Origin of the sequence: Clostridioides sp. ZZV14-6009 (assembly GCF_020658095.1) — a bacterium.
In the GTDB taxonomy this organism is placed as follows: Bacteria; Bacillota; Clostridia; order Peptostreptococcales; family Peptostreptococcaceae; genus Clostridioides.
Genome location: NZ_JAGWDG010000006.1, coordinates 174,446 through 197,614 on the forward strand (window position 1 = coordinate 174,446; position 23,169 = coordinate 197,614).

At 27.8% G+C, this 23,169-nt stretch carries 19 protein-coding genes; 2 read left to right on the plus strand and 17 right to left on the minus strand.

Going from position 1 to position 23,169, the window contains the following annotated elements; all coding sequences use genetic code 11:
- Positions 1–572: 572 nt before the first annotated feature.
- From KGF36_RS10555 to KGF36_RS10580, 6 genes are all read right to left on the minus strand, one after another.
- Positions 573–1,541 carry an ABC transporter substrate-binding protein gene (locus KGF36_RS10555; RefSeq protein WP_227829719.1) on the minus strand — a complete coding sequence of 323 codons (969 nt, stop codon included), beginning with the start codon at positions 1,539–1,541 and terminating at the stop codon, positions 573–575.
- An 84-nt stretch (positions 1,542–1,625) separates the two neighbouring features.
- Positions 1,626–2,381: an ABC transporter ATP-binding protein gene (locus KGF36_RS10560; RefSeq protein WP_227829720.1), complete on the minus strand. Its 756-nt coding sequence runs from the start codon at positions 2,379–2,381 to the stop codon at positions 1,626–1,628.
- A complete protein-coding gene (locus KGF36_RS10565) occupies positions 2,378–3,334 on the minus strand; it encodes an iron chelate uptake ABC transporter family permease subunit (RefSeq protein ID WP_227829721.1) in 957 nt (318 codons plus the stop codon). The genes KGF36_RS10560 and KGF36_RS10565 overlap by 4 nt, the downstream gene beginning before the upstream one ends.
- Complete coding sequence (locus KGF36_RS10570) at positions 3,324–4,277, minus strand: ABC transporter permease (RefSeq protein ID WP_227829722.1); 954 nt, start codon at positions 4,275–4,277, stop codon at positions 3,324–3,326. Before KGF36_RS10570 ends, KGF36_RS10565 begins: the two co-directional genes overlap by 11 nt.
- Positions 4,278–4,516: 239 nt before the next feature.
- Positions 4,517–5,500, minus strand: coding sequence for a dipeptidase (locus KGF36_RS10575; protein ID WP_227854698.1), 984 nt, complete (start codon positions 5,498–5,500; stop codon positions 4,517–4,519).
- A gap of 59 nt (positions 5,501–5,559) precedes the next feature.
- Positions 5,560–6,762 (minus strand): DUF819 domain-containing protein, encoded by a 1,203-nt coding sequence (locus KGF36_RS10580; protein WP_227829724.1) that lies wholly within the window; start codon positions 6,760–6,762, stop codon positions 5,560–5,562.
- A gap of 196 nt (positions 6,763–6,958) precedes the next feature.
- On the opposite strand from KGF36_RS10580, the gene KGF36_RS10585 reads away from it, so the two are divergent.
- Positions 6,959–7,513, plus strand: coding sequence for a cupin domain-containing protein (locus tag KGF36_RS10585; protein ID WP_227829725.1), 555 nt, complete (start codon positions 6,959–6,961; stop codon positions 7,511–7,513).
- Positions 7,514–7,613: 100 nt separating this feature from the next.
- Here KGF36_RS10585 and KGF36_RS10590 read toward each other — a convergent pair whose 3' ends face one another.
- From KGF36_RS10590 to KGF36_RS10635, 10 genes are all read right to left on the minus strand, one after another.
- On the minus strand, positions 7,614–8,405 hold the full coding sequence (locus KGF36_RS10590) for an HAD hydrolase family protein (protein WP_227829726.1): 792 nt from the start codon (positions 8,403–8,405) through the stop codon (positions 7,614–7,616).
- Between the two features lie 27 nt (positions 8,406–8,432).
- A complete protein-coding gene (locus KGF36_RS10595) occupies positions 8,433–9,521 on the minus strand; it encodes a cysteine protease StiP family protein (protein ID WP_227829727.1) in 1,089 nt (362 codons plus the stop codon).
- A gap of 53 nt (positions 9,522–9,574) precedes the next feature.
- Positions 9,575–10,813 carry a phosphoribosyltransferase family protein gene (locus tag KGF36_RS10600; protein ID WP_227841868.1) on the minus strand — a complete coding sequence of 413 codons (1,239 nt, stop codon included), beginning with the start codon at positions 10,811–10,813 and terminating at the stop codon, positions 9,575–9,577.
- Positions 10,791–11,867 carry an HpcH/HpaI aldolase/citrate lyase family protein gene (locus tag KGF36_RS10605; protein ID WP_227829729.1) on the minus strand — a complete coding sequence of 359 codons (1,077 nt, stop codon included), beginning with the start codon at positions 11,865–11,867 and terminating at the stop codon, positions 10,791–10,793. Before KGF36_RS10605 ends, KGF36_RS10600 begins: the two co-directional genes overlap by 23 nt.
- A 60-nt stretch (positions 11,868–11,927) precedes the next feature.
- Positions 11,928–13,064 (minus strand): toxic anion resistance protein, encoded by a 1,137-nt coding sequence (locus tag KGF36_RS10610; protein ID WP_227829730.1) that lies wholly within the window; start codon positions 13,062–13,064, stop codon positions 11,928–11,930.
- The gene (locus tag KGF36_RS10615) at positions 13,065–14,627 is read right to left on the minus strand and encodes a YceG family protein (RefSeq protein ID WP_227829731.1); all 1,563 of its coding nucleotides are present in this window, start codon (positions 14,625–14,627) and stop codon (positions 13,065–13,067) included.
- Positions 14,628–14,713: 86 nt separating this feature from the next.
- Complete coding sequence (locus KGF36_RS10620; RefSeq protein WP_227829732.1) at positions 14,714–17,473, minus strand: calcium-translocating P-type ATPase, PMCA-type; 2,760 nt, start codon at positions 17,471–17,473, stop codon at positions 14,714–14,716.
- Positions 17,463–18,092, minus strand: a complete 630-nt coding sequence (locus KGF36_RS10625; RefSeq protein ID WP_227829733.1) for a TerD family protein — start codon at positions 18,090–18,092, stop codon at positions 17,463–17,465. Before KGF36_RS10625 ends, KGF36_RS10620 begins: the two co-directional genes overlap by 11 nt.
- An 85-nt stretch (positions 18,093–18,177) precedes the next feature.
- Positions 18,178–18,756: a TerD family protein gene (locus KGF36_RS10630; RefSeq protein ID WP_227829734.1), complete on the minus strand. Its 579-nt coding sequence runs from the start codon at positions 18,754–18,756 to the stop codon at positions 18,178–18,180.
- A gap of 34 nt (positions 18,757–18,790) precedes the next feature.
- Complete coding sequence (locus KGF36_RS10635; protein ID WP_227829735.1) at positions 18,791–19,369, minus strand: TerD family protein; 579 nt, start codon at positions 19,367–19,369, stop codon at positions 18,791–18,793.
- Between the two features lie 328 nt (positions 19,370–19,697).
- Here KGF36_RS10635 and KGF36_RS10640 point away from each other — a divergent pair, with 328 nt between their 5' ends.
- On the plus strand, positions 19,698–21,134 hold the full coding sequence (locus tag KGF36_RS10640) for a trypsin-like peptidase domain-containing protein (protein ID WP_227829736.1): 1,437 nt from the start codon (positions 19,698–19,700) through the stop codon (positions 21,132–21,134).
- A 73-nt stretch (positions 21,135–21,207) separates the two neighbouring features.
- Here KGF36_RS10640 and asnB read toward each other — a convergent pair whose 3' ends face one another.
- Positions 21,208–23,091 (minus strand): asparagine synthase (glutamine-hydrolyzing), encoded by a 1,884-nt coding sequence (gene asnB, locus KGF36_RS10645; protein WP_227829737.1) that lies wholly within the window; start codon positions 23,089–23,091, stop codon positions 21,208–21,210.
- Positions 23,092–23,169: the final 78 nt, after the last annotated feature.

The following is a 23,169-nucleotide window of genomic DNA, read 5'->3' on the forward strand; positions in this document are numbered from 1 at the left end:
TGTCAGATACTACATAACTATGACTTGAATAGTTATATATTTTTCCAAAGTCATCATTTAAATTATAGCTCCCATTAAATCAATTTAGCCCAATTCTACCTTCTTTCTTTAGTGCATATGCTGTAGGTGTTATATGGATAAAAGCAATAATTAGTACTAAAAATAAAAAAACGTTTTTTTAGAGATTTTCTTCTTATATTTAACCCCCCTTCTGGGAAATTATATAATAAATAAATATATATCCATTGAATTATTAATATAATAACATAACCTTGTTCATGTATATATTGGATTAATTGTATCAAAATAACTAATAAACCGCAAGTTCTAGCTAGTTTTTTAAACATAGAATGATAAAATCCTTATAATCAAAGAAATTTTTTCACAACATTATATTTATGTTAAATAGTATTGTACATAATGAGCTATATCTTTCAATTAAATAAACTATATAAAGCAAAGCTTATAATGTTATTAACCACAGAAATATTTAAATCATAAAAAATCAGCCACTTTAAAGTGGCTGATTAATATAATCATTATATAAAGCACATTTGCTATAAACAATATGCTTACTTATTAACTGCTTTTGAAGCATCATCTATCATTTTATTTAAAGATGTAAGACCACCATCATTTACATACCATGTTGGTGCATCTAAGTATATTATATTATCATTTTTATAAGCATCCATAGATTTTATTACGTCATTGTTTAAAACAGATTTAGCTGTTAAACCAGCTTTCACATCACTACCAGTAGCTATACCTCTATCTATAACAAACATAATATCTGGATTTTGTTTAGCTACATATTCAAAAGTAATATTTTGACCATGACTTGATTCCTTTATATCTTTATCCTTATTCTTAAATCCAAAACTATTGTATAATATGCTAAATCTAGACTCTTCACCAAATACACTTAAATTCCCCTCATTTACCATAAGAGTTAAAGCATTTAAGTCTTTCTCTGTTACTTTTTTATTTAAAACTTCTATTTTCTTTTCAATTTTAGCAAATTCTTGATTAGCTTTCTCTTCTACTCCAAATATTTTAGCTATTTTATTTATATTACTTTTGACAGATTCTAAATACTTCTTATCATCTTTACTTGTACTTATTGTTGGTGCTATCTTAGATAATTGCTCATAAAAATCTTCTTGTCTTCCATTTATTATAATTAAATCTGGATTTGTTGATTTTATACCTTCTAAATCTGGTTCTTTTAATCCACCTAAGTCTGCATATTTTTCATCTTTATACTTTTCTAAAGATGCTGGCAAACTTGATTTTGGAAGTCCTACTAAACTCTCACTGACACCTAGTGCATCCATTGTATCTAGTGCTGAATAATCAAATACTACTACTTTTTTAGGCTTTAACTTTACATCTATTTCTCCTAAGCTATGAGTTATTTTTATAGTAGCATCTGAAGCATCTGCTGTTTTCTTCTCACCTTTTTTACTCCCACCTAATGCAAATACTGCTACTAATCCTACTATAGCCACTGTTGCTATTATTGCTGCTTTTTTATTCATCTTAATGTCTCCCTCATTTTTTATTAATATTCGTCTTAGTTTAAATTTTGATTAGAAAATTCATAGATTCCTATCTATAGTGTCTTAAAAATAAACACATATTCTATTTCCATTTATATGCTTAATGTCAAAGTTCATTTCGTAAATATCTCCTAAAACTTTTTCATTGACTATTTCATCTGTACGACCTACCTTTTCAATTTTTCCATTTTTAAGTGCAACTATATTATCTGAATAGCATGAAGCAAAATTTATATCATGCATGACCAACACTATAGTCTTACCTAATTCATCACAAAGACTTCTAAGTACCTTCATCATTTGTACTGAATGATTCATATCCAAATTGTTAAGTGGTTCATCAAGTAATATGTACTCTGTATTTTGGGCTATTACCATTGCTATATAAGCTCTTTGTCTTTGACCTCCACTTAATTCATCCAAATATTTGTCTTGTATATCAGTTAGTTTCATATACTCTATAGCTTCATTAATGTATTTTTCATCATCTTGAGTTAAATTTCCTTCACTGTATGGAAATCTTCCAAATCCAACTAATTCTCTTATTGTGAGTTTTAAAGTTATATTATTAGATTGTTTAAGTATAGCTATTTTTTTAGCTAGTTCTTTATTATTGTAAGAGTTTAAGTTTTTTCCTTCTATCAATACTTCTCCACTATCACCTCCTATAAGTCTTGTTACTATTGATAATACAGTACTTTTACCAGCCCCATTTGGACCTATAAAAGATGTTATTTTCCCTTTTTCTATATTAAAAGAAACATTATCTACAACATTTTTATTTTTATATTTTTTAAATATGTTTTTTATTTCTATCATCTATTTGCCCCCTTTAATAATAATTGGATAAAGTAAATTCCTCCTATAAAATTTATTACTACGCTTAATGTTGTATCAAATTTGAATATATGTTGTATAAAAAATTGACCTATTATTAATGTAATTATTCCTAGCAATATAGAACCTAAAATTAAATACGTATGTTTATATGTTTTAAAAACTTCTCTAGCTATGTTGGCTAGTAAAAGACCTAAAAATGTCATAGGTCCAATAAGTGCTGTTGATACTGAAACTAAAATTGCTATTAGGATTATCATTTTTTTTACTACTTTATCAAAATCTACACCTAAATTAATCGCTTGCTCTCTACCTAATGACAGTACATCTAAATATTTTATATCATCATATATAAAAGGTATTGTTGCAATAACTATTATAAATGCAATTAATAATACATTTGTATTTATATTATTTAGACTAGCCATTATGCTAGTTTGTAGTGCTAGAAATTCATTAGGGTCTATCATTACTTGAATAAATGTTGTTGCACTTTTAAATAAAGTTCCAAATACCATTCCTACTAGGATTAAAAAGAAAATATTATTTTCTTTTCTTTCAAACAATGCTCTATACAATAGCATTGAAGCTACAATCATTATAGTAACATTAATGATAAAATTATAATTTTCATTTATGATAAGAATACTGGTTGCTCCAAATATAAATACTATTATAGTTTGAATCATTACATATAAGGAATCTAAGCCTAGTACACTTGGTGTTAATATCTGATTGTTAGTAATTGTTTGAAATACTACAGTAGTAAATGCTATACATCCTCCTCCAAGTATCATCGCAAGTACTTTTGGTATTCTTTGTGATAATGCATAATCTAGATTATTCATGTCTATTCCATAGGTTAAAAAAAGCACCATTGATATCAAGAGTAATGCAGTCATCAAATAAATTTTTTTATTAAGACTAAGCTTCATTTATATTCCTCCTTAGTATTAAGTAAAGGAATAGTATACTTCCTATAACGCCAACTGTAAGCCCTATAGATATTTCATATGGATAAATGATAATCCTTCCAAAAATATCACATATAAGTACAAATATTGCCCCAAATAATCCCGTATGCCATATACTATCTCTTATATTATCACCCATATACAGAGATACAATATTTGGAACTATTAGACCTATAAAAGGTATATTACCAGCAGTAACAACTACACATACTGTGACAAGAGCTACTATTATTAAACCTAAATTGACGACTTTTTTATAACTTAGCCCTAAGTTAGTTGCAAAATCCATCCCCATTCCAACAACAGTAAATCTATTTGCATAAATATATGCTACTATTATGAGAGGTATTGTTATGTATAATATTTCATAATTTCCTTTAAGTATCATAGAAAAATCACCCTGCATCCAAGAACTTACATTTTGACTCAAATCATATTTATATGCAATAAAATCAGTCATAGAACCTATTATATTTCCAAACATTATACCTACTAATGGTACGAATATTATACTTTTAAACTGTAACTTCCTTATTATTTTCATAAACATAAATGTTCCTATAAGAGAAAATATAAATGCTATTATAGTCTTCATGAAAATCGATGCACTTGGTATTAAAAGCATACAAATTACTATACCAAATTGAGCCGCATCTATTGTTGCTCCTGTAGTAGGCGATACAAATTTATTTTTACTTATCTGTTGCATTATAAGGCCTGCTATACTCATTCCTATACCTGCAATCAATATACTTATTAATCTTGGTATTCTACTCATGACAAATATCATAAGTTTATGCTGATTTTTTGCAAATATATGCATTATGTTTATATCTTCTGCTCCTATAAATAAGGAAAAATAAGATAAAATTATTATTCCTATAATTAAATATCTCTTTTTCATTCTCCCTCCTTAGTTTTTACTAAAAATGATAATAATTATCATTTCTTTTATAGTTTATCAATAATAATTATCATTGTCAATATATATAGATATTTGTTTTTTTATATAAAAAATGTTACTAGAATTTTTAATTCTAGTAACATTTAAATTTAATATAATCTATATACCATATATAAACCTATATATATGAATGCTTATTATTAAGTATAGTATTTTCTACACCTAATTTAGTTACTATCTTACTTTAGTATCTCTTTAAATACTCTATAAAAGTTTCCACTAGATATTAAGTTTATATCACTCTTTTTATATCCTCTTTTTTCAAGCTCTACTATTATATTCTTAGCTTCATATGTACTTTTAAGCCCATCTACACTTGGATTTTTGGAATTTTCTTCAGTAAAAGAGCCTATAGTCTCTTCTCCTAGATAATCACTAAAATCAAAACCAAAAGATACATGCTCTATACCTATAAGATTCACCATATAATCTATATGGTCAACTAAGTGTATTAAATCTTGCTTTTTCGGATTAATATTGGTAAATCCTCTAAAGCTATTTATTCCCACTAATCCACCTGTTTTTGAAATTTCTTTTAATTGATTATCTGTGAGATTTCTTTTTGCATCACATAGATTTTTAACATTAGAATGAGATGCTATAACTGGTTTACTTACAACAGACATCAAATCCCAAAATGATTTTTCATTTAGATGTGATACATCTATTAGCATACCTAATTGTTCTAACTTCTCTACTGCTTTTTTTCCTATTTCAGTTAATCCTCTGTTTTCATCTCCTAAACACCCTGTAGCAAGTTCATTCTGTTCATTCCAAGTTAATGATGCATGTCTAGCTCCAACTTCTTTATAATAATATTCGATTAAGTCTAAATTTTTTCCAACATGGCTTAAACCTTCAAGACCTATTAAAATATTTATTTTATTCTCATTTAGACCTTTATTTATATCAGAATATTTTTTTACTATATTTACAATATCCTTCATATCTTCAATTTCTTCTTTTACACATTCTATTATCTGCTTAACTCTCTTTTCCGGCTTTTTATCATATGGCGGGTCTATCCATATTACAAAAATAGCCCCTTCAATATTTGCTTTTTTAAAATTTTCAAGATGGATTCTTCTAAATACATCTTTCTCTCCATTAAGCCTTCTTATCGTTACATCTGACCAAGTATCTGAATGTCCATCAAAAATCATGACAACCTCCAATTAAATAAAGTTTTTTTCAAACGTTTGTTTTTCACTTTTTATAAAACTTATATTAAAATATTTCCTACCAAAAGACCAAAATAATTACCAACTATATATCCAAATGTCCCAACTATAAGTATTGGCCCTACTAACTTAGACCACCCTTTTGATATTGCCATAGCTGCTGCTGTTGTAGGTCCACCAATATTTGCATTAGATGCAAGAATAGCTTCTTCCAAGGTAAACTTAAATATTTTGGCAACTATAAATGTAACTAACATGTTTATAAGTACCATTATTCCACAATATAAAAGTAATAATGGAGATTTTTGAATTATTAATGTGATTGAAGCAGGAACACCTACTACAACAAAGAAAATGTAGATTAAAAATGTGCCCAGCTCTTGAGCTCCTTTTATATCACTAAAGAAATTAGGCATAAAGGTAGCAAATATCATAGTTAAAGTAGTTATTATTAGATATTGATTGCCAAATAAAGTATTTAACATTGCTAAAAATGGACTTGACGTTGGTATTATAGATTTAAACCAACCTGACAATTCTACTGATACTGCAACTATTATAAAAGCACTACCAATGGCTATTGCTATATCTTTTAAAGATATTTCTTTTCTTCCCCAATAATTTGCTGCTATTGTTTCGCCTTCATTTACACCTATGCTTTCCATCTCATCTACATGTGGATGTTTAAAATGTTTTCTAAAAAATCCAATAGATGGGATAGCTATTAAAACAAAGAAATATAATGCCATCAAAAGATTATCTGCTACAACAGTTGCTGATACCAATTCCCCAGGTGCATCAAATGCTCCTGACATAGCTGCAAAGTTTACATTTCCACCTATATAAGAACCTGTCATCATAGCTGCAACAATATTTAAATCTGGTACTGCATTTTTTAATGCCAAGAATCCAATCATAGCTCCAAGTACAGTTCCTATCGAACCTACAAGAAATATTACAAGTAATCTTCCACTCTCTTTCCATATCTTTTTGATATTACATTGATATAACAACAAAGCTATGGCTAAAGGTACAACATAACCCCAGACTTGGTCATATACAACAGACTCTACTGGTATAATATTTAGATTTGATAATAACATTGCCCCTACAAGGGCTATTATTGCTCCTGATATTTTTGATGCCCAACTATACTTTTGCTCTAAATAAATACTAAATGCTGCCCATCCAGTTACAATTGCCCATAATACCCAAATATTATCAGGACTTACAAAACTCCTCATCTCAACCGCCTCCATTTCATTAAATTAAAATATCAATATTAATATTCAATATATTGAATATTAATACTATTATAATTCATCTTTTCAGAAAATTCAATATAACGATGTAAATACATGCATTACATAACTTTTATTTTATTTTATTAATTTTGGAAACTATATATGTTATAATCATGTTTGAGGGGGTTTTTATCTAATGGACATAGATGTTGGAAGCAAAATTAGAGCTCTTAGAAAATCTAAAAATATAAGTATAGCTACTTTAGCCAAAGAGTCAGGTTTAAGTACAGGTTTAATAAGTCAAATTGAACGTAATATGGTTGTTCCATCAATTATAGCAATGTGGAAAATAGCAAAATCTCTTGATGTAAACATAGGCTATTTTTTTGATGATATTGGGAAGGATGATTCTAATATAGTAGTAAAGAAAAACAATCGAAAGAAAATAGTAACTAACGATTCTACAAAATTTTATGAGCTTCTTGTTCCTAATCTAATTGGAAAAAAAATAGAATTCATACTTGTTACATTAAATGGACATACAAAAAAAAGTAGCGAATTCGTAACACATGAAGGAGAAGAATGTGGGTACATAATAAAAGGAAAAATGAAAATAACACTTGGTAATAAAGAGTATATATTAGAGGAAGGGGACAGTTTTTATTTTAACAGCACTATACCTCATATATATGAAAACTGTGATAATGATGAATGTATTTCAGTTTGGGCAATGACTCCACCTTCATTTTAATATATTAGACTCTTGTTTAAGTATAAATTAATAAAAATCTGAAATAAATTAGTATGATAAATTTTATCCTAATTTATTTCAGACTTTTCTAGTTTATTGGTTATATATTAAGTAGACAACTTTCATCTAAAATTTTAGATAGTATTTCTTCAGTTCCACTCATTCCATCAAATTTACTTGATATAAATGTGTTTTTTCTTTCATTTTTATTTATATCACCATGCTTCAATACATAAGCTTTATTTGAAATATCTAGCATTCCATAATCCATAATAGAATCCCCAATTGCATAAAAATTTTCTATTCCTAATTCTTTGGTTAGGTATTCGATAGCATTTTCTTTTGAGATTTCTTTTGGTATAAAATAAATTTTTCTACCACTTACATACAATCTCCAATTTTTTGATTCCAATATATTTATATACTCTCTAATTGAATCTAAATTAAATTTTTTAAAATCTACAACTATATAAAAAAATGTATCCTCTGCAACTTTAAAATTAGTTATTCCTTCTACATTCAAATACGTTTTAAATTTATCTACCATGCTTTCAATAGGCTCATAGTTAGATTTTAATTTGTCTATCTTTTCACTCCATGATTTCAATATTTCATTATCTTTAAGTATAACTCCTCCATTTGAAGTTATACTCCATGGAAAATAAATGCCATATTTATTAAATTCTATACGCTTAAACTGTTCTATTGTTCTAGTGGTAGTTGGTATAAACATACCATAATATTGTATTTGTTTTATTAAATTTATGGTATTTAAAGATATATAAGAGATTTCTTTCTTTTTATAGATTTCTATATTTGTATATCTCTTATCAGTATTTAAAAATTTATCAGAGTAAATAATACTCCTGTCTAAGTCTGAAAAAACAATCATTCAGTATTCTCCTGTCAAATATATTTTCTAAATATCTTTCATATTTTTTATTATGCCACAACACTTGTAAGCTTTTAAATTCATTTCTTCAACTTCAACATTTTTCTCTTTTGCCAAAATAAATATATGCTCTAAAGATTTATCATTTAAGTCTTTAACAAGTATCTTATATGGAACTCTCCTAAGTAAAACTCTTGTTGTTTCTCCTACACCTGGCTTGATAAAGTTGATATCTTTTATATCGTACTTTTCCTTTATATTTAAAACATCAAAATAACCATCTTTAGTTATAATATCACTTTTCCATTTTTCAACTTCATCAGATATATTTTCAAATTGGTTTTTGAAACATGCCTCTATAGTTTCTATATAATTTATAGACTCATCTTTATCCTTTAAGTGGTTATAAAACTTAGCACCATGAAAATCATCCTTACCAATCAAATCGTCTCTTAGCACAGTTCTACTCACTAGCCCAGAAACAGTTGAGTTTAAACATGCACTTGGTATTAAAAAGTCTTCTCTAATTCCATAAAGTCCAGAATATCCAGCAGGGTCAGCTAATACAGCAAGAGTTGAATCAAAATTCTTTTTAAATTTAAATTTAAGCTCATCACATGCTTTTTCTAGCTCTCTTGATATTGTTCCCTTACCAGTCCATCCATCTAAAAATTGTATGTTTGAATTTGGATGACTATTTATTATATATTCAACTGCATTCATATCTATTCCTTTATCTCTTATTATAGATATTGTATAGTGAGGTAAATTTAAATTATACTTATTTCTTAGATATCTCTTTGCCAAAATACCAATTGGTGTTCCAGCTCTAGCAAGTGAAACTAGTACAACATCATTTCCATTTTTTTTAATTATCTTTTCACACATAACACCTATAGAAAATGCCAGTTTATTCTTGTTTTGTTCTAGTTTATCATGATATAATTTCAGATAATCTTCGCTAACCTCATACTCTACTGGTATCATTTCTGAATAATGTCTGCCACTTTGTATTTTTAACTCTCTCTCTTTGTTTCCTTCTTCTTCAATTAAATTTGATATATCTTTTAATAAAAAGACAACATCATCTTTAGAATATGTGCTAAATTCTCCCATATGACTCAACTCCTACCTTAAAACTGTGATATATTTTATCTTGATAAAACATTTTAGCTACAACATACTATAGTCAATTTTTTTATGCTTGTTTTTTTAATTATATCAATAAATTCCAGATAAGAATTCTCGCTTTTATCTAACTCAACAAATAAATAACACTCAGAAAAATCATGTCTATCTATGTTGTAAATATAATTTTGAACGTCAGAATTATAAAAACTCTTTAATTTAAACTTACTTCTAATAGGATAATTGTTTTTATCAATATTAATTATTGGACTTCTAGTTGTTGAATGATAGTATATATCACATTGATTTTCTTTTTCTTTTGCAAATAACATTGGTATATACATGAATTCTTCAGTACCTAAAAATAGAACCTTTTCTGCTTTCTTTTTTAAAGATTCTTTACTTTCTATAACTATTTTTTTACTTTCTCTTTTTACAATTTCTTTTAATTTAATTTGTTCTCTTTTGTTAATTCCAAATCTACCTGTATATCTTATATATTTTTTATTTCCAATATAATCTTCTAAATCAACATTGACATGATTTACTATTAAATTTATTTTATCATCCTTCATAATACTTGATTGACTAATAGTACAATTATCATTGTAATTTGCAACAATATCTTCATTTATATCAAAATTAAAGTCTCCTTTAAATAAATACACAAATTCTATTTTACATCCAAGTTCTTTTTCCAGACTACTAATTTTTTTTAAATTTTCATCACTTACCCAATTAAGTATAGAACATATAGTATATTTCTTTTTAGGATAAATACTTTGAATCTTTCTAATTATATTCATACACGTATTAGCTGTAGTAATTTCATCATCTACCAAAATTACTTCATCGCCAAATTTAAAGTTATCTAGCATTTCAAAATATAAATTTTGGTCTGTTGCATGAGAGTGTTCTTCTAAAAAGTCTAAATTTTCTAGCTCATCAAATTGCTCCCTAGTGGTATGAATAAATTCATAATCTCCAGATAAGTAATCAAAAAAGCTATGTCCAACAGCTGTACCAGTTTCGGCAAAAGCTATTACAGTCCCATTTGATGCTACCTTATTTTTTTTATTATAAATCGTGGCCATTAGCTTTCCTAAATTATCCATTTCACTTGGTTTACAAGCTAAATGTTTTCCAAGTTTTTTTGATATAAATAAAAAACGTCTCTTACTGTTATTTCTTATTCCTATATCTAAAAAATCATTTAAATCTAAGTTTAATGGATTATCAACAATGTCAATCTCACAATTAAAATTTAAGCAATTCTTCATAGTCTACTCCTTTATTTAATACACCATATATTTTAGATAAAATTAATGTTTTTTTAGCCCATAAAAAATGAGGATTAGTTTCATTCATTCTCTCACCTAATATGCCTTTACTCACACCATATTTACTATTTGCACTATCAAGTATCTCCAAAGCATCAGTAAAATCTTCATATGATACTGCAGATAAAGCTTGTACAATTTGAATTTGCATTGGATGAATTACTGTCTTTCCAACTAATCCATGAAATTTATCCAATAGTATTTCTTCTATATACTTCTTTCTTATCTCTTCGTTTGTCATATCAAAAAATTCCGATACACCTCCACTTATTGGTATATCTATCTCTGGTCTTTGAAGATATGTAATTACATCTAATATAAACGAAGAACAAATCAAATTATTATATATAGAAAAATTTTTATCTCTTCTTATACCATACATACCTAATATATCAGTTAGACCTATTCTAATACTAAGTATTCTTGATTTATATCTTAAAATAGTATTATATAAATTACTGAAGCTTAATTCTTTATTTTCTTTATATATGAATTCTCTTGTTTCTATTATTGGAATAACATACATATTTTGAAGACCTATAGAATTCAAAACTTCTATACAGTTTTCAATTAACTTCGAATTTGCTTTAGGAATCAATATTCCTGTTATAGTATTATTGTTTTTAATTATAATCTCTTTAATTCTTAGCAATTGCTCTACATCTTTTATTCTCACAAAAATTAATGGTATTCCATCTTTATTAGTTATATTTTCATTGCTAATATTTTTCAAAATCAATTTAAGATTTTCTATAGCCTCAGATTCTCCATTTGCCCCAACAGCATCTTCTAAACAAATAGCTAGTGGTCTAACTCCCTTAACATCACCTATAATACTCTTATAAATCATATTATATTGAGTAGCTGGAACGTATAAAAAAGCACCCAGTGCATATTTCAGTACATCTTTTTCAGTATTGGCATTAAAGTCTTCTGGCACTTTCAAAAAAATTTTCTCTAAATCCTCTTTGCAGATATAATCGAAATATTTCAATGTGTGGCCTCCTCATATACATAGAAAGGGCCAACTTTATCCAAATTAGCCCCTAATATACTACTTATTATAAATTATAGCTGTATTTAATTCTTCTAATCTCTTTGTATTATCCTTGATTGTAACTCTATTATTTTCTTCTATTCTCAGAGTTTCATCTATACCAGATTTAATTGTATTGTACATTTTTTCTAATGTCTCTATTTGCACAGAGCTTGTTCCAGCCATTCTAGCTATTTGTGCACTTTGAGAACTTACATTTTGTGCATTTCTAAGCAATAATTCATTAGTTTTATCATCAAGAGCTTTTAGAGACTTTGCTTGTAATTCTTGCTTTTTAAGTAATATAGCTTGAGATAAACATTGTTTAAATACTGGCAAAGTTACAACAAATGCACTATTGATTTTTCTAATTAAACCATAGTTATTATGTTGCATACCTCTAAGCATAGGTATAGTCTGAATAGCTATATTTTCTGCTATTCTTAAATCATAGACTCTTTGATTTAACATATCATAGACTTTTAATAGTTCTTGATAGTTGACAATATCCATTTGGTCTCCACTAGTCTCTGATTTTTGTTTGAAATATGGTAATATTTCATTATCCATTTCTTCTACTGCCATTTCTCCAGCAACAATATATTTTTGAAGTTCGTTATAAAAGTCAAAATTTTCATTTAACATAGCACCAATTTGCTTATTAGAAAGTGCTATATCTCTTTCATATTGTTCAAGTTCAATTTGAATCTTTTCAACTTCTCCTCCCAGTGTTTCATACTTTTGAAACATCATTTCAATGGCATTATTAGCTTTTTTGAAAAGTTTTTGAACAAAATTTGGTTCCTTAGTTTCTTGAAAATCATCTAAATCAAATTTATCCATTATTTTAGTTAAGTGAACAAGCATTTTAGAATTTTCTTCATTTCTATTTAATTTTATCGTGTTTAATAGGCTATCAGAAACTCTCGCTACTCCTTCAGATGCTTTTCTACCAAATTGTAAAATTGTATCTGGATTTTCTACTTCTATAAGAGAAGTTAAAGCGTCAACCTCTTTAGACTTTCTAAGTTCAATTTTTTTATTATTTGTATATTCCATTATATCAAATTTTTCTTCTTGTACAGTCGTAGGTAAATTTTCAACAGTTTCTACAGAATTATTATCTTTTGAAAAATTATTTATATTTATCCCCATTTAAAATCGTCTCCTCTTGCCAAAAATTTTTTTAAGTAAAGGTATTTCATCTTCAAGTAAGTTCAATCTAAGGTCATATACCATTTTATCCAACCTGTGTATATCAATCAATTGGTTATTTATAACATTTTCTATATTATTTTCTCCGCCTGGAGATAATATAATAATATCAAATCCAATTTTACTAAGTAAAAGCATTAGAAATACAACTTCTTTATCAAACACAATGCTCTTATACATATATATAACCAACTTTGGATTTATGAGAGAGTAATCGAAATTATTCATCATGTGAACAAGCTTTTTATCCATATGAAGTACTGTGAATAAGCCTTTTATTTTATCCTCTCCACTTAGTCCATTTAAAAACATGTTACCTTCTATAAGTTCTTCCACTTTTTCTAAAATCATAATTTGTTGATTTAATGATAATGTTGAAATAGAATACTCTTTATTATTTAAAACAGAATTTTTATCTATAATACCTTTTGAATTTAATACAAATGATAGGCTAAAAGCTTCTCTCGTAAATTCTTTTGAAAATCTATCTATATCTCCATTAAATTCAATGAATGCTGAACTTTCTGAATCTCTTAATAAATCTAAAAACTTAATGTATTCATTTTTATCATTATATATTCCATTGATTTTAGAAAAGAAAACTGGAGTTTCTACTGTAGTATCATTAAACTTAAATCCTGGTCTCAATTTTAATGGCTGATTCCAATATATTGATATTTCATCAATAGTTGAACTTAAAAGCAAGCTTTTTATTTTTCTATCTTGAAGTTGCCAAGGTTTTATAAATCCAGAATCATTTAGCAATTCTTCACTTATTCGTTTTGATGCTTCTGCTCCAACAGTAAAAGCTTTTTTTACAGAACCTTTATCTATCTTTTCACCTGAAACAACTCTATCTTCAAAAGAAACATTTTCTTCTATTATATTAGCCTCTTCTAATTCTATCTTATATTTCTCTAAATTTAAGATACTTATATTACTCTTTGAGTTTGGATTAAGGTATAATATATCAAATCCTGCTAAGTACAATATTAAGAGTAAATAAACTTCATGCTTTTTTATGTCTCCATAAAATATTATTTTTGGAGCATCATTTTTATTTATATCTAAGGCACCAATATAAGTCTTTATCCATGCCATTATTTTCACTATAAAATTTTGTTTAACTCTATCATTAGTAAAGTCTTTTTCTTCCTCTTTTAATACTCTATCTATTGCTTGCTTTATTTTATAATCTATTTCTTCAAACCCTAAAATACTTATATTTGTATCTTCTGTGCTGTTTTTATAATTTTTAAGTCCATTTTTAAAATAATTAATAATGTCAAAATCACTAGGATTTGCTATAGCATCAGTAAATAAGGCAATATCTTTTCTACTATCAATATTTTGCTTAGTCTTAAATATTTCAAGATTATACAAAATCTCATCTTCTAAACCAATATATGAAATAAAATAACTCAGATATCCCTTTGAAGGAGTGTAATTTCCTCTATCTGATTGGCTGGAGAATATTTTTTCAAATACCTTTGAGTCACCCATAATTATCCTCCCAATTTAATTGTTTATTGATAACTGACTCAAAATATATATTTTGAGCCAGTTTGTTATTTTTTATAAAATTTATTTTAAGCTGTTTTCTTTGGTTTTACTAATCTTATTACACATTTTACAACTTCATTGACTACAACCACACTTGCTGCAACACATAAAACTTTTACCCATGTCATAACATCCATAGCTACAGAGTTAAAGAAATCTTGGAATAACTGAGTAAATATTACTTGTGCAATACCTGTTAAAACTATTATTTGTAATGCTAGTTTATTATGTGTAAAGTTTGGGAAAATACTATCTGCACTAAATTCTCTACAGTTAAATGCATTAAATAATGCACTAAAAGCAAATAACGCAAACATTACAGTTCCCTTATGAGCTTCATCAACACCTAAGAAGTTAAATGTAGACTGTAACATTAGTATTGCTGTTATATAGAATGCATTTAATACTATTGTATATACCATTGACTTAGATATTATATTTGCTTTTCTATCAACAGGTTTTCTATTTAACACATGGTCTCTAACAGGCTCTAAACCTAATGCTAGTGCTGGTGGACCATCCATAATTATATTTACCCACAACAATTGTATTGTTGTAAATGGCATTTCTTGTCCCATAACCTGAGATATTATAGCCACTAAAAATGCAATTACATTTACTGTTAATTGGAATTGAACAAATCTTTGGAAGTTATCATAGATTCCTCTACCCCATTTAATACCTTTTACAATAGTACTAAAGCTATCATCAGTTAAAATTATATCTGCTGCACTTTTTGATACTTCTGTACCAGATATACCCATTGCTATACCAACGTCTGCCTTTGAAAGCGCTGGGGCATCATTTATACCATCACCTGTTACAGCAACAACATCTCCACTCTTTTGAAGAGCTGAAACTATTCTCATTTTACTATCTGGCTTACTTCTTGCAACAATCGAAATAGTTTGTATTTCTTGTTTTAGTTCTTCATCATCTAAAGTATCTATATATGAAGCTTCAACTGCTCTCATATTTCCTTTTAATAGACCTAACTCTTCACCTATAGCTCTTGCTGTATTTATATTATCTCCTGTAAGCATTTTTACAGAAACACCAGCTTTATTTGCTGTATTTACAGATTCTATAACATCTTTTCTAAGTGGGTCTCTTATACCAACAAAACCACTAAATACTAACTCACTTTCCATTGCACTCACATTCATAGAATCACTTTCAGCAGTTACTGCTGCTTCTTCTTCAGCTTGCGAGATTTCTTTATATGCAAAACCTAAAGTTCTCATTGATTTTACTTGTAATTTTTTTATTTCTTCTAAAATCTCATGTTTTATACCTTCAGTTATTGGAACTATGTCTTTTCCTCTTTGGATATATGAACATAGCTCAAGCAAGACTTCTGGTGCTCCTTTTGATAACAACACATGATTATTATCTTGACCTATAACAGATGTCATTCTCTTTGAATCAGAAGTAAAAGGGTTTTGAGCTACTATATTAGATTCTTTTCTAACTTGTCTGTAATCTACATTTTTATAATATAGAAGTAGTGCACATTCTGTAGCACTTCCCAGGTACTTAACATCACTATCATTATGCTCTACATCAGCTGTAGAGTTTATCATACAGTTTTCTTCAAAATAACTATTTATTTCTTCTTCTGAACTCTCAATATATCTTCCATCAATATATGCAACTTCTACTGTCATTCTATTTTCTGTTAATGTACCGGTTTTATCTGAACATATTACAGAAACAGAACCTATAGTTTCACAAGCTTCTTTTTTAGTAACTAAGGCATTTATCTTAGCCATTTTTTGCATAGTTATTGCAAGTGTCATATTTATCATAGTTGGCAGACCTTCTGGAACTGCTGCAACTATTAATGCAACACATACTGTAAATGCTGTTTTAACAGGGTCTATCGATTCTAAAAATGGTAAAATTCCAGACATATCAACATTTAATACATTCTTACTTACCATTTGGAAAACCATGAATATAAATAATAATCCTGCTACTGCACTGGAAACTTTAGCTATCAATCCACCTAAATTTCCAAGCTTTATCTGAAGTGGAGTTTGCTCATCTGCGTCTGATAAGTTTTGAGCAATTTTACCCATTTCACTACTATCTCCAATTGAAGTTACAACTAATATTCCTCTACCATAAGCAACAAGTGTACCACCAAATACCATATTTATTTGTTTTGCAGGAATTGGTTCTTGTACCACTAGTGCTCCTTTAGATTCTATTTCTTCCATTGGAACTACTACATCACATTTTTTAGATACATCATCTGATTCGCCTGTTAACATATCTTCTCTAATTTTAAGATTTATAGTTTCTATAAGTCTACCATCAGCAGGTACCATATCACCAGTTTCAATATATACTATATCTCCTGGTACTAGTTCACTCTTAGAAATTTGATGTATTTCTCCATCTCTTAGTACTTTAACTTCAATATTTTCAGTCATCTTAGAAAGAGCATCTGCTGCTTTCTTAGAACGACCTTCTGTAATCATACCTATTGCTATACCTATTGCTATAGCTCCTACAATCCCGATTGCATCATGAGTTTCTCCAATTACTGCACTTACTACTGCTGCAATAATTAAAATAACTATCATTGGTTCACTTAAACTGTCTTTTAAATCATCCCAAAAGCTTCCTTCCTCTTTTGGTGTAAATTCATTTAAACCATACTTTTCTCTTCTAGTCTTGACTTCTGATTTTGATAAACCTCTGTCAGGGTTAACAGATAAGTCTTTAGTTACGTCTTCTTTGTCAACATTATAATATTTGATATCATTATTAAATTCCATATACACACTCAATCCTGTCTAAATTTTGCATTACTTCTTTAAGACCCGCATCTTTTGTTCCTTCACCTATTGCTTTAAACTGCCAACTTCCATCTTTTCTATATATAGCCCCTACTATAAGAGTAGTTTTTTCCGAATAATTATCAGATAAATTATACTTTGCTATTTCCTTTTTATTGCTTTGGTCCTCAACTCTTATATAGGCATTTTTTATCATCCCAAAGTGTTGTTTTCTGTCTATACAATTGTATATATTTACTACAAATAATAATCTGTGAATATTTGATGGAACTTTATCTAAATTAACTAGAATTTGTTCATCATCACCCACACCTTCACCAGTTAGGTTATCTCCTGTATGTAAAACTGACTTACAGGCACTTTTTAAGTTTCCAAAATAAATTAAGTCTTTTATCCCACTTAATTTTCCTTCCTGATTTAGCATAAATACAGATGCATCGCAATCTATATCAGCTTGTCCTCCGCCAAATAAAGACTTAAGGAATCCTCCACCTGATTGTTGCACAGGGTCCCATCCTAAGCCCACAAGTATACTACTCAATCCAGGGTTGGATTTTTTTAAATCTATTTTATCACCTTTTGATAAATTAATCGACATACTAAACCTCCATAAAATTTTATATAATATAACCTATACATTATTTGTATAGGCTACTTATATTTAATATACTGTGTTACTCATACTAAACACTTAATCCATAGTTTCTGCAAAGTGCTTCTAAGCCACCTTCAAATCCTGCTCCAACTGCACTAAACTTCCATTCTCCATTATATTTATATATCTCACATACTGTAATTGCAGTCTCTATACTAAATTCTTCGCCTAAGTCATATCTTAATATTTCTTCGTCATTTTCAGAGTTTAAAACTCTTATATATGAGTTGCTTACTTGTCCAAAGTTTTGTTTTCTTTCAGCAGCTTCATATATTGTAACTGTTACAGCTATTTTTTGTATATGCTTTGGCATTGTATCTAAGTTTACTAATATTTCTTCGTCATCTCCATCACCTTCACCAGTTCTATTATCACCTAAATGCTCAACTGCTCCAGATGAATGTTTTAAGTTATTATAGAATATAAAATCTTCATCTCTTTCAACTCTTTGAGATTCTCCTACCATAAAAACACTGACATCTAAATCGTAATCATAACCACTATCGAATGAATTTGTATCCCATCCTAATCCAAGTTTAATATTTTTAAGACCTGGATTTCCCTTAGTTAAATCAATTTTTTGTCCTTTTTTTAATACTATAGCCATGGAAAATACCCCCTCTAGTTTATTATATTTAAAATTATAAGTTTATTCCAAAGTTTCCACATAAAGCAGCAAGGCCACCTTCAAAACCAGAACCTAGTGCGTTAAATTTCCATTCTCCATTGTGTTTATATATTTCGGCTACTACTATAGCTGTCTCTATACTAAAATCTTCACCTAATTCATACTTTATTAGTTCTTCATTTGTATCTTTATCTACTATTCTTATATAAGAATTGCTTACTTGCCCAAAATTTTGTGTTCTTTCTGTTGCATCATGAATTGTAACTGTAAAAGAAATTTTGCTTATTTCTCCAGGAATCTTAGATAAATCAACAACTATTTGCTCATCATCTCCATCACCTTCACCAGTTCTATTATCACCTAAATGTTCAACTGCTCCAGAAGTATGCTTTAAATTGTTGTAAAATACAAAATCTCCATCATTAGTAACACTTCCACTTACTCCTGTTAAAAATGCTGCTGTATCTAAGTCAAAGTCAAATCCACCATCATACTTGTTAGTGTCCCATCCTAATCCTACTAAAATATTTTTAAGCCCTGGGTTTCCTTTAGTTAAATCAACCTTTTGGCCTTTTGATAATGTTATACCCATAATTTATCGCTCCCTTGTTAATTTTAGCTAAACAAATCTTGCTAATTATTTATCTTTTTCTTTAATCATATTATAACATTTTTTATTCATTTGTGAATAAAACTTAGTTGATATTTTTAAAATATAATTAAAAAAATATTTATATTTCTTACTTTTTACATAGATTTTACATATTTTTTTAAAGAGATAAAATCTATGTTTAATATGTAATTATATATCATTTATATCTACAAGTATACATTTTATTTTGAAACTACAAAATTCTTGTACTATATTGTTTTAAGATGTTTTATAATAGATTATATCATCTTATTAGAGGAGAAAAAATATGATTTGTACTATTAAACCATTAAAAGTTGTAATAAAGAATTCAAAAGAGCCTTTAAATGAATTTATGTCTAGTAAGTCTTATACAAATAAGAGTTCTTCTTATATTAAAGAAGTCTACTTTACACGATATATAGGTATTGAAGATTCTATTGATAAATACATAAAAAACATCAAAAATATAGATACTCATCTTTTTAATAATACAACCGTTCCCTATATTAGGCTAAACAACTTAAATATAAATTTTGATAAATCCCAAACAGATAAAATGCTCAATACTTTCAATACTTATAATGATGCTAAATTTAACAGTTGGAGCTTATACAATATTGAATTTCCTTGTAAAATAGAAAATGATACCTTAGATTGGACAAAAAAAATTGCATTTAAAAGTACATTAGAGTTGTTTTCTAAAAACACACCAAATTCAACACCTTCTATTGTTAAAAACTTTGCTGTTAAACTTTTATGTTGGATAGATTATTTTCTACCCAAATTATTTTATAATAAAGTCAAAATTGATGTTTCACCCAAAGTAGCGTATTTTGGAAATATTAAAAGACAGGAACTTTTTTTCTTATATTTTTTATCACAGCTTGGATGTGATATTTTGTACATAAATCCTCATAAAGATATCATTGATTTGTATCCTGAATGTTCTAGATTTTCTACTTTAGTTGAACTTTCTAAAAAAAGTCCAACTATGCTAGATATACCTTTAGAAAAATTAAATACAGATATAAATAAGAATATCAATAACAATAAAACTTATACTCCTATAAATAAACCTCAATCTGAACAAACTTCTGCTGACACAAACTTTACATCTGCAAAAAATAAAAAAGATAAAGAAATAGAACTTACATATGAAGAACTCGCAAAATTATCAACTTCTGTTGTTATGATTGTTGTGTGTGATAATGAAAATAAACCATTCAAGAGTGGTTCTGGAGTAGTCATAAATAGTGAAGGTTATATACTTACAAATCTCCATGTAGTTAATGAAGGTTATTCATTTTTAGTTAGATTTGAAAATGACGATAAAGTTTATACATCGTATCAAATCATAAAGTACCACTCAGATTATGATTTAGCTGTAATAAAAGTTGATAGAAAATGTAAAGCGATACCAGTCAAGGTCAGCAAAAAACCTGTAAGAGGTCAAAAAATAGTTGCGATTGGAAGCCCTTTAGGTCTTTTCAATACAGTTTCAGATGGAATTATCTCTGCTTTTCGTGACTTTGAAACAGTTCAAATGATACAATTTACAGCTCCAATCTCTAGTGGTAGTTCTGGAGGGGCTCTTTTAGATATGTTTGGCAATTTACTTGGATTAATTTCTGCTGGATACGATGATGGACAAAACTTAAATCTAGCAGTGGAAAGTCATCTTGTCAAAATATTTGCCAATAATTTTATCGAAATAATAAACTAATTTGCTTTTGCTTCATGCCAATAGAGGGGGCGAGAACATTATATATGTTCGCCCTCTGTATGTCATGCAAAAATTAATATTTGATGTTTTTATGCTCTATAAACAATTGATACCATAGACAAAATGTAAATATAGTCCATATTTTTCTTGAATTATCTTTGTGACCTTTTAGATGTTCATCTAAAAGTTTTATTATATATTTTCTATCAATAAACTCGTCTACATTTGCATTAGAAATAGTATCTCTTACAACATCGCCTAAATCATCTTTTAACCAAACTCTTATTGGCGTTGGAAATCCTAATTTTTTTCTCTGAATAACATGTTCTGGTACTATATCTTTAAAGGACTCTCTAAGTAGCACTTTTGTATTATTTTTTGTTATTTTTTGTTCAACTCTTAAATTTTTTGCTACATCAAATACATCTTTATCTAAAAAAGGTACTCTAAGTTCTAGATGCTCAGCTACAGAGAATTTATCAACTTTTTGAAGTATATCACCTTGAAGCCATGTATTTACATCTATATGTTGCATTTTACTTATATAATCGTAATTATTTTTCTGCGCTTCTCTGTATAAATTTGATAATAAATACTCATGTATATTCTTTTCCTTATATTTAAAAAAGAATCTTTTCACTTCATTATTTTCAAAAATCTTCGCATTTCCTATATATCTCTTTTCTAAAGGTGTTGTAGCTCTGTAAAGATAATTTTTGCCTTTTATATTAGGCATAAGTTCTGAAACTCTACTTAATACACCTCTAATATACACTGGTGAGTTTATAACTGATTTCACATTATTATATTCCTTGTATACATTGTATCCTCCGAATAATTCATCAGCACCTTCTCCAGACAACGCTATTTTAACATATTTACTAGCTTCTTTAATTAAAAAATAAAGACCTACTCCTGATGGGTCTGCCACAGGGTCATCCAAAAAATAAATTACACTAGGCAATGCTTTTATATAGTCACCTTGTGTTATGTTAAGTGGAATGTTTTCTATGCCCAATTTATCAGCTGTTTTTTTAGCTATTTCCAATTCACTATATCCTTTAACATTAAAGCCTAGTGAAAAAGACTTTATATTTGGATTAATTTGTGAAGCTATAGAGGTTATAATTGATGAATCTATACCACCAGACAAAAATGTTCCAACAGGTTTATTTTCTGATACCTGTCTTCTTACCGAATCTATTACTACATTTCTCACTTCTTCTTCGCCTATATCTCTATTTCCTAAATGGTTCTTACTGTAAAAAAATTTTGTACTACTCCTAAATTCAAGTTTATTATATCTCTTTAAAGATAGTATTCCATTTTCCACTCTAAAAAAATGTCCTGCTGGTATCAATCTTATCCCTTGTATCATAGTATCTTCAGGAAGAACATATTGAAACGAAAAATAACTCTGTAAACTTCGTTCATTTATGTTTAGTTTTTTAATATACTCCAGTATAAATTTATATTCTGATGCAAAGATTATCACTTTTTCTTTATTTATATAGTAAAGTGGTTTTATTCCAAATAAATCTCTTGCCCCAAATATACTTTCATCTTTTTTATCATATATTATAAAGCTAAACATCCCTTTTATCTTATGTACACAATTTTTTCCAAATGCTATATAAGATGTTAATAAGATTTCAATATCACTATCTGTAGAAAAGCTGTACCCTTTTTTAATCAATTCTTCTTTTATCTCACAACTATTATATATCTCACCATTTAAAACTATAACCTTTCCATCTTTTTCAAATGGTTTAACTCCATGTATAACATCTATTACATCAAATCTATTAAAATCAAACTCTTTTTCCTCACCTTTTAAGTATTCTCTACTATCAAGACTTATATGATTTATATTATTTACAGATTCTTTTATTTTAAATTTAATATCTTCTTTTCCAGATATATCTCCTTTATAATAAATTGAAATATTGCCACACATATTATCAAATTTCCTTCCTATTTTTTAGTATTATCCTGTATTTCATAGTTTTGTCTTTGCCTTCAAAACTTATTCAAT

What these genes read in the sequence shown, in the direction of transcription:
- KGF36_RS10555 (WP_227829719.1), bottom strand. Translation starts at nt 1,541, where the DNA reads ATGAATAAAAAAGCAGCAATAATAGCAACAGTGGCTATAGTAGGATTA.
- KGF36_RS10560 (WP_227829720.1), bottom strand. Translation starts at nt 2,381, where the DNA reads ATGATAGAAATAAAAAACATATTTAAAAAATATAAAAATAAAAATGTT.
- KGF36_RS10565 (WP_227829721.1), bottom strand. Translation starts at nt 3,334, where the DNA reads ATGAAGCTTAGTCTTAATAAAAAAATTTATTTGATGACTGCATTACTC.
- KGF36_RS10570 (WP_227829722.1), bottom strand. Translation starts at nt 4,277, where the DNA reads ATGAAAAAGAGATATTTAATTATAGGAATAATAATTTTATCTTATTTT.
- KGF36_RS10575 (WP_227854698.1), bottom strand. Translation starts at nt 5,500, where the DNA reads ATGATTTTTGATGGACATTCAGATACTTGGTCAGATGTAACGATAAGA.
- KGF36_RS10580 (WP_227829724.1), bottom strand. Translation starts at nt 6,762, where the DNA reads ATGAGGAGTTTTGTAAGTCCTGATAATATTTGGGTATTATGGGCAATT.
- KGF36_RS10585 (WP_227829725.1), top strand. Translation starts at nt 6,959, where the DNA reads ATGGACATAGATGTTGGAAGCAAAATTAGAGCTCTTAGAAAATCTAAA.
- KGF36_RS10590 (WP_227829726.1), bottom strand. Translation starts at nt 8,405, where the DNA reads ATGATTGTTTTTTCAGACTTAGACAGGAGTATTATTTACTCTGATAAA.
- KGF36_RS10595 (WP_227829727.1), bottom strand. Translation starts at nt 9,521, where the DNA reads ATGGGAGAATTTAGCACATATTCTAAAGATGATGTTGTCTTTTTATTA.
- KGF36_RS10600 (WP_227841868.1), bottom strand. Translation starts at nt 10,813, where the DNA reads ATGAAGAATTGCTTAAATTTTAATTGTGAGATTGACATTGTTGATAAT.
- KGF36_RS10610 (WP_227829730.1), bottom strand. Translation starts at nt 13,064, where the DNA reads ATGGGGATAAATATAAATAATTTTTCAAAAGATAATAATTCTGTAGAA.
- KGF36_RS10615 (WP_227829731.1), bottom strand. Translation starts at nt 14,627, where the DNA reads ATGGGTGACTCAAAGGTATTTGAAAAAATATTCTCCAGCCAATCAGAT.
- KGF36_RS10620 (WP_227829732.1), bottom strand. Translation starts at nt 17,473, where the DNA reads ATGGAATTTAATAATGATATCAAATATTATAATGTTGACAAAGAAGAC.
- KGF36_RS10625 (WP_227829733.1), bottom strand. Translation starts at nt 18,092, where the DNA reads ATGTCGATTAATTTATCAAAAGGTGATAAAATAGATTTAAAAAAATCC.
- KGF36_RS10630 (WP_227829734.1), bottom strand. Translation starts at nt 18,756, where the DNA reads ATGGCTATAGTATTAAAAAAAGGACAAAAAATTGATTTAACTAAGGGA.
- KGF36_RS10635 (WP_227829735.1), bottom strand. Translation starts at nt 19,369, where the DNA reads ATGGGTATAACATTATCAAAAGGCCAAAAGGTTGATTTAACTAAAGGA.
- KGF36_RS10640 (WP_227829736.1), top strand. Translation starts at nt 19,698, where the DNA reads ATGATTTGTACTATTAAACCATTAAAAGTTGTAATAAAGAATTCAAAA.
- asnB (WP_227829737.1), bottom strand. Translation starts at nt 23,091, where the DNA reads ATGTGTGGCAATATTTCAATTTATTATAAAGGAGATATATCTGGAAAA.